General features: G+C 56.6%; 6 protein-coding genes. 5 read left to right on the top strand and 1 reads right to left on the bottom strand.

The window, feature by feature from the left end; genetic code table 11:
- The 4 genes from AK821_RS25645 to AK821_RS25625 form a co-directional block, all read left to right on the top strand.
- Positions 1-878 (top strand): bacteriophage T4 gp5 trimerisation domain-containing protein (locus AK821_RS25645; protein ID WP_236708338.1); only part of this gene is annotated, 878 nt, incomplete at its 5' end.
- Positions 875-1,471: a DUF4123 domain-containing protein gene (locus tag AK821_RS25640; RefSeq protein ID WP_064392694.1), complete on the top strand. Its 597-nt coding sequence runs from the start codon at positions 875-877 to the stop codon at positions 1,469-1,471. The genes AK821_RS25645 and AK821_RS25640, both read left to right, overlap by 4 nt.
- A gap of 29 nt (positions 1,472-1,500) precedes the next feature.
- Entirely contained in the window at positions 1,501-2,103 is a 603-nt protein-coding gene (locus AK821_RS25635; RefSeq protein WP_064392693.1) for a hypothetical protein, read from the top strand.
- Positions 2,104-2,553: 450 nt separating this feature from the next.
- Positions 2,554-2,982: a nuclear transport factor 2 family protein gene (locus AK821_RS25625; RefSeq protein ID WP_064392692.1), complete on the top strand. Its 429-nt coding sequence runs from the start codon at positions 2,554-2,556 to the stop codon at positions 2,980-2,982.
- Between the two features lie 692 nt (positions 2,983-3,674).
- On the opposite strand, the gene mqo is transcribed toward AK821_RS25625, so the two are convergent.
- Positions 3,675-5,321, bottom strand: a complete 1,647-nt coding sequence (gene mqo, locus AK821_RS25620; RefSeq protein WP_064392691.1) for a malate dehydrogenase (quinone) — start codon at positions 5,319-5,321, stop codon at positions 3,675-3,677.
- 482 nt (positions 5,322-5,803) lie between these two features.
- Between mqo and AK821_RS25615 the strand changes: the two genes are divergently transcribed.
- The gene (locus tag AK821_RS25615; protein WP_064392690.1) at positions 5,804-6,235 is read left to right on the top strand and encodes a nuclear transport factor 2 family protein; all 432 of its coding nucleotides are present in this window, start codon (positions 5,804-5,806) and stop codon (positions 6,233-6,235) included.
- The last annotated feature ends 51 nt before the right edge of the window (positions 6,236-6,286 follow it).

The following is a 6,286-nucleotide window of genomic DNA, read 5'->3' as shown; positions in this document are numbered from 1 at the left end:
CCGGCGCAGCCTATGGCGGCATCGCCATCCCGCGCATCGGCATGGAAGTCCTCGTCACCTTCCTCGAAGGCGATCCCGATCAGCCACTCGTAACCGGCTGCCTGTACCACAAGGAAAACGTCGTCCCCTACGACCTGCCAGCGAACAAAACCCGCAGCACCTTCAAGACCCTGAGTTCACCGGGCGGCAAGGGCTACAACGAGTTCCGCATCGAAGACAAGAAAGGCGTCGAGCAGATCTACATCCACGCCCAGCGCGATTGGGATGAAAACATCGAGCACGATCAAAAGATTCGTGTCGGCAACGAACGGCATGACACCGTTGAAGCCAATACGCTGAGCGAGTTCAAGGTTGAAGAGCATCGGATTACCCATCTCGATCGCAAGACGGAAACGCGGGTCGATGACCACCTGACGGTGGGTGTCACCCGGCACCTGAAGGTCGGCACGGCGCAGTTTGTCGAAGCCGGAACCGAAATTCATTATCACGCCGGCGCCAAGGTTGTGGTCGAAGGTGGCATGGAGCTTACCGCCAAGGCTGGCGGCAGTTTTGTGAAGGTTGATGCCGGCGGAGTGACCATCAGCGGTGCCGAGGTGAAAACCAACTCCGGTGGCTCGCCGGGCTCGGGGAGTGGAATCGCGATCAAACTGCCAATCGCTTTGACCCCCGCCGATGCCGATGCTGCCGGCAAACGCCTCACCGCGGCACCGATCAACACGCCGACGCCTGCGGAGCTGCTCGCAGCACCTTCATCCGGCGCCGCGCCCGCTGCAGCGACGGCTGCAGAAACCCGACTGATCCAACAGAATATGCAGGCACAAACACTGGTAGCGGCCGCCAAAAGCGGCGTGCCCTTTTGCGAGATCTGCAACCGATGAGCCAGTTTCGTCCCAGTCTCAACGAATGGTTGACTGCCGAGTTCTGGCCGCAGGGCACGCAGCCTGACGCGCCGAAGGTCTACGCCTTGCTGGACGGTGCCCGCGACCCACACATCGAATCGCTGGTGCGCAGCAGCGGCGCGGAATTTTCCTGCCTGTACGCGGGCGAACTTGCCCCGAGTCTGTCGGCCGCAGCACCTTATCTGCTGCAGCTCGACCCGCAACAGCCGTATACATGGCGACTGTTCGAGGAAGGCTGGGGGCAGAGTTGGGGCAGCTTCGTCATTGCCCCCGCGCACGTGTCGCTGGACGACCTGCGCAGCCACTTTCGCACGCTGCTGCGGGTGACCGATCCGGATGGCAACCTTCTGGTGTTTCGATTCTACGACCCCAGAGTCCTGCGCGTTTACCTGCCGACCTGCACAGCGCAAGAGCGCGCCGCGATGTTCGGCCCGGCGAGCAAGCTCATTGCCGAAACCAGTACGGGGAATTCCTTGATTGTTTACCCGGCAGACCCCGCAGGCGGGCCAGCGGCGCGAGTCAGTGGCTGGCCGTCGGCCGATGCAGTTAGCCAATACGGTCTCGCCCCCTAGCGGTAAAATAACCATCACGGAGTGGCTGATTGAAACGTCTCGCCTGTCTACTGTTCCCCCTGCTCGCCGCCTGCAGCGCCGGCCCGCTGATGTATCCCGAATCAACAGCAGGTCGCCCGACGCTCCTTTATCCGACCTGCCCTGGACCGCAGACGGCGATGCGTTTCACAACCACATCAAACGAGCTGAACTGGGTTTTCCTGCTGGTTCACGTCTCATTGCCGGGAGGCGAGACCTCGCCGCCGGGGGCGACCGTGGCCGAAACCGAAGTACGACTTTCCACTCAACTGTATATGGAACATTCGCCTAAACGTGCGTTACACAGCCAAGGACAATCCGAGACAGCAGACAAAGTGCCGCTGTGGATCACCGCCTCATCGCCGATGGCAACCGTGCAGTTGGCCAACGGAAAAACCTATCAAGTGAGTATCGAACGTCTGAAAACCGGCTTCGATCCGCGCGCCCCTGAAGTACGCGATGTTCAGCACCCCGGAAGCCCATTAGGCAAAGGGGATATGGGCGACTTCATCCTGACCTTGCCCGAGCTCTACCTGAACGGTGAGAAGATCAATACCGCGCCGATCCATTTCAAGAAACGTGAAGAGCGCTATTTCCCGATATTCAACTGTTGAAGGCTCAGACCGGAGAAATGGTCGCGAGCAAGCCGATCAGAATGGTCAGTGTCAGAAATCCACCCAGAAAAAACGCCATTTTGTTCATGTTGCTCTCCTCAATGCTGAGCTTGCGGTGCACCGGACGCTTCGGGATGAAGGATTGCCGCGAGTGACCGGACTACGGGGTTATTTTGAGCCGATGACTGCGCCGGTTACAGAGGCAGATTGCACTGAAAAATGCATATCAGATGCACATCTGATCCTGTCGCAGCTGACGAGTGAAACGAGGCTGCGATCTTTTGATCTTGAAAAACAAAATTCAAAGATCGCAGCCTCGTTTCACTCGACAGCTCCTACATAGGCTTTTCATAGGGTGATATTCAGGTTGCCATGAGAAGGTTGCCCTGGCCGCGCTTTGCTCTAGAGTCTTGGTCACCGCGAGAACAACTAGAAAAAACCGGAGTGAACATGACCGACCTGCAGCTGCAACCCAACGTCGCCGAATCCCTGAACCGCTGGCACCAGATGATCCGCACCGGCGACCTCAAAGCCCTGCCCGAACTGCTTGACCCCAACGCGGTATTCCGCTCACCCATGGCCCACACGCCTTACCCCGGCGCGCAAGTGGTGTCGATGATCCTCAACACCGTGTTCAACGTGTTTGAAGACTTCAAATACCACCGTGAACTGGTAACGGCCGATGGTCTGAACGTGGTTCTGGAATTCAGCGCCAAGGTTGGGACAAAGGAGCTCAAAGGCATCGACATGATTCGCTTTGATGAGAATGGCAAGATTGTCGAGTTTGAAGTGATGGTGCGGCCATTGAGCGGGTTGCAGGCCCTCGGCGAAGAAATGGGGCGGCGCCTTGGTGCATACCTGGCAAAAGCAAAACCCTGACCGCCGAATAACCTGTGCAGGAGCTGCCGAACCGGCCCGAGCCTTCGGCAGCTCCTACAGGGGTAGATACAAAGCGTGCCCACAAAAAAAGCCCACTATTACTTATCTAAGATTCTTTTCATTCGCGATTAGCCTAAATGGAAAAGATATAAAAACCTGTCAGATTTTACAGGTTCACGTAACAACCAAGAAGACTAGCCTTGGCTCCGAGGTCGAGAAGTTTGCCTAAAGCGTGAGCTTTCAGCGGGCTGCTTATTCAAATAGTCAGGGAGATTCAGAAATGGCAATAAATTACTTTTACGGCGATGGACTCACTCCAAGCGAGAAACGACCCGTCGAAGAATCAGGCGGAACCACCAACCGATTCGTGGAAAAACCAGTTAAACAGGAACACAAATTCACCTGTATTTGCGATCTTTGCAAAAAACACAGAGGAGATAGAACAGGAACGGCGGCGATCTATTCACAGTGGTACGTTACAGATCCTGTCTACCCATAGAAAACAATGAAACCTTCCAATTTCATGATGTTCAAGATCCAGTCCGCTCCACATGACAAGCTCTTAACCGTCGAACGGATAATGATGGATATCCAACCCACTCCAATCCGTTCCAGGTCATTCAGCTATCGGGTCCACAAAAAAGCCCACTGACCGTCGCCGGTTCAGTGGGCTTTGTGTGTCAGGCGTCTAGTTACAGAGCCATGTCACGTGCAGCGTTTTCCTTCGGTGCTTCAGCTTTTTCAGCTGCAGGTGCGGCCGGAGCAGCTACCTGACCGATCACTGGAGGTGTCGGCAGTTCGAGGATCTTGGCGGTGTAAGCCCACTCTGCAGCCACTTTGGCTGGATCGCTGTTCAGCTGGGTGCCGTAGCTTGGAACGATCTGGTGCAGTTTGGCTTGCCATTCCGGGCTGGCCACTTTGTCTTTGAAGACTTTCTGCAGCACGCTCAGCATGATCGGTGCAGCGGTCGACGCGCCTGGCGATGCGCCCAGCAGGCCGGCGATGGAGCCGTCTTGTGCAGCGACGATTTCGGTGCCCAGTTTCAGCACGCCGCCAGCGGCTTCATCACGCTTGATGATTTGCACGCGTTGGCCGGCTTGCCACAGGCGCCAGTCTTCGGCTTTGGCGTTCGGGAAGTATTCCTTCAGCGCGTTCATGCGGTCTTCATCCGACAGCATCAGTTGACCGGCCAGGTACTCGACCAGCGGGTATTCCTTGATGCCGACCTTGGTCATTGGCCAGATGTTGTGGGTGGTGGTGCTGGTCAGCAGGTCCAGGTACGAACCTTCCTTGAGGAACTTGGTGCTGAAGGTCGCGAATGGGCCAAACAGGATGACGCGCTTGCCGTCCAGAACACGGGTGTCCAGGTGCGGAACCGACATCGGTGGCGAGCCAACCGAAGCTTTACCGTAGGCCTTGGCCAAGTGCTGTTCAGCGATGGCCGGGTTATCGGTCACCAGGAACGAGCCACCTACCGGGAAGCCACCGTATTCCTTGGCTTCAGGAATGCCCGACTTCTGCAGCAGGTGCAGTGCACCGCCGCCCGCGCCGATGAACACGAACTTGGCATCGGTTTCGGTTTTGGTGCCGTCTTTCAGGTTTTTGTAGCTGACGCGCCAAGTGCCATCGGCGTTCTTGGTGATGTCCTGCACTTCGCTCGACAGTTTCAGATCGAAGTTAGGCTTGGTCTGCAGATGGGCAGCGAACTGGCGGGTGATTTCGCCGAAGTTCATGTCGGTACCCAGCGGGCTCCAGGTGGCCGCGATTTTCTGGTTCGGGTCACGCCCTTCCATCATCAGCGGAACCCACTTCTTGATCACAGCCGGGTCTTCGGAGTACTGCATGCCGGCGAACAGCGGGCTCGCTTGCAGGGCTTCGTAGCGCTTTTTCAGGAACTTGATGTTGTCATCGCCCCACACGAAGCTCATGTGCGGCGTGGTGTTGATGAACGAGCGAGGGTTCTTCAGAACGCCTTGCTGAACCTGCCAGGCCCAGAACTGACGGGACACCTGGAACGCTTCGTTGATCTCGACGGCTTTCGGGATCGTTACGTTGCCTTTGTCGTCTTCCGGGGTGTAGTTCAGCTCGGCCAGAGCCGAGTGACCGGTACCGGCGTTGTTCCAGCCGTTGGAGCTTTCGAGGGCGACGCCGTCAAGGCGCTCGACCATTTCCATCGACCAGCTTGGCTCCAGCTCATTGATCCACACACCGAGGGTGGTGCTCATGATGCCGCCGCCGATCAGCAGAACGTCGACTTTCTTTGCTTCGTCAGCATTGGCGGATGTCATCCCCATCGCCAAAGCCAGACCCAGCAGGGCTGTGTTCACTTTTTTAAACATCTGTTGCACCTATGATAAAACGCCTTCCGCCCGCCGCTGTTATCTGCATGCGATCCGCTTTGATGACGCTCAGGCTAGCGTCGCGGATTCCGGCACACTTCAATTTTGACGGGTGGGCACACAAGGCCGACATCCTGCATCGACCTCAGTTAATGTCCCTTCTGAACTGACTTCTTATCATTATTGGCTTCAGCTGCTTGAGCGACAGGGATTCCGTCAGCCCGCCCGAAGGCAAGCAAACCGAATTAGGTCAAACCAAGTTGGCGCGAAGAATATCACGTCAGGGCAAACCCGCGCGTCTGTTCCCGACTTGAGAGTCTTTTTCCGCTCAGGACACTATCGGCCGACGAAGGCTGAACATGACCCCTGAAGATTGAAGGGTTGGGAGGAAGTGCCCAACGCCAGGATATCTGCTAAGTTGTACGATGACTGACAAATAAAACAACTCAGTCATAACCCATAACAACAAGGAAACAACTTCCATGACCAAAACCCGACTCCTCATCGGTTTTCTCTGCGCCTTCAACGGCTACGCCATGGCCGCCTCTGCCCCGGCAGAAAAAGATGTCGCCCAAGCGGTCGATCATCTGACCCAGGCGATGCTGCACAAAGACATCGCCGAACTGAACGCGCTTACCGCGCCCAACCTGACTTATGGGCATTCGAGCGGCAAGATTCAGGACAAGAAGGCATTCATTGCTGACATCGAAACCGGCAAGAGCGCGTTCAAGACCCTGGAAATGCAGAATCAAACCATCACCCTATCCGGCGATACCGCGCTGGTGCGTCACCACTTTTCCGCGCAGGCGTTGAAGGGCACTGAGGTGATACCGACCGAGATCGAGAACTTTCAGATCTGGCAGAAGCAGGATGGCAAGTGGTTGCTGGTGGGGCGGCAGGCGTTCAAGTTTTGAGGCCAGTGATCTAGCCTGAATGGATGTTGATTGTGCCGGCCTCTTCGCGGG

This window comes from Pseudomonas sp. RIT-PI-r, from assembly GCF_001297015.1.
Lineage (GTDB): Bacteria > Pseudomonadota > Gammaproteobacteria > Pseudomonadales > Pseudomonadaceae > Aquipseudomonas.
The sequence above is the reverse complement of the archived record's forward strand: the minus strand, read 5'-3'. Positions and strand labels throughout refer to the sequence as shown.

What these genes read in the sequence shown, in the direction of transcription:
- mqo (WP_064392691.1), bottom strand. Translation starts at nt 5,321, where the DNA reads ATGTTTAAAAAAGTGAACACAGCCCTGCTGGGTCTGGCTTTGGCGATG.
- AK821_RS25640 (WP_064392694.1), top strand. Translation starts at nt 875, where the DNA reads ATGAGCCAGTTTCGTCCCAGTCTCAACGAATGGTTGACTGCCGAGTTC.
- AK821_RS25615 (WP_064392690.1), top strand. Translation starts at nt 5,804, where the DNA reads ATGACCAAAACCCGACTCCTCATCGGTTTTCTCTGCGCCTTCAACGGC.
- AK821_RS25625 (WP_064392692.1), top strand. Translation starts at nt 2,554, where the DNA reads ATGACCGACCTGCAGCTGCAACCCAACGTCGCCGAATCCCTGAACCGC.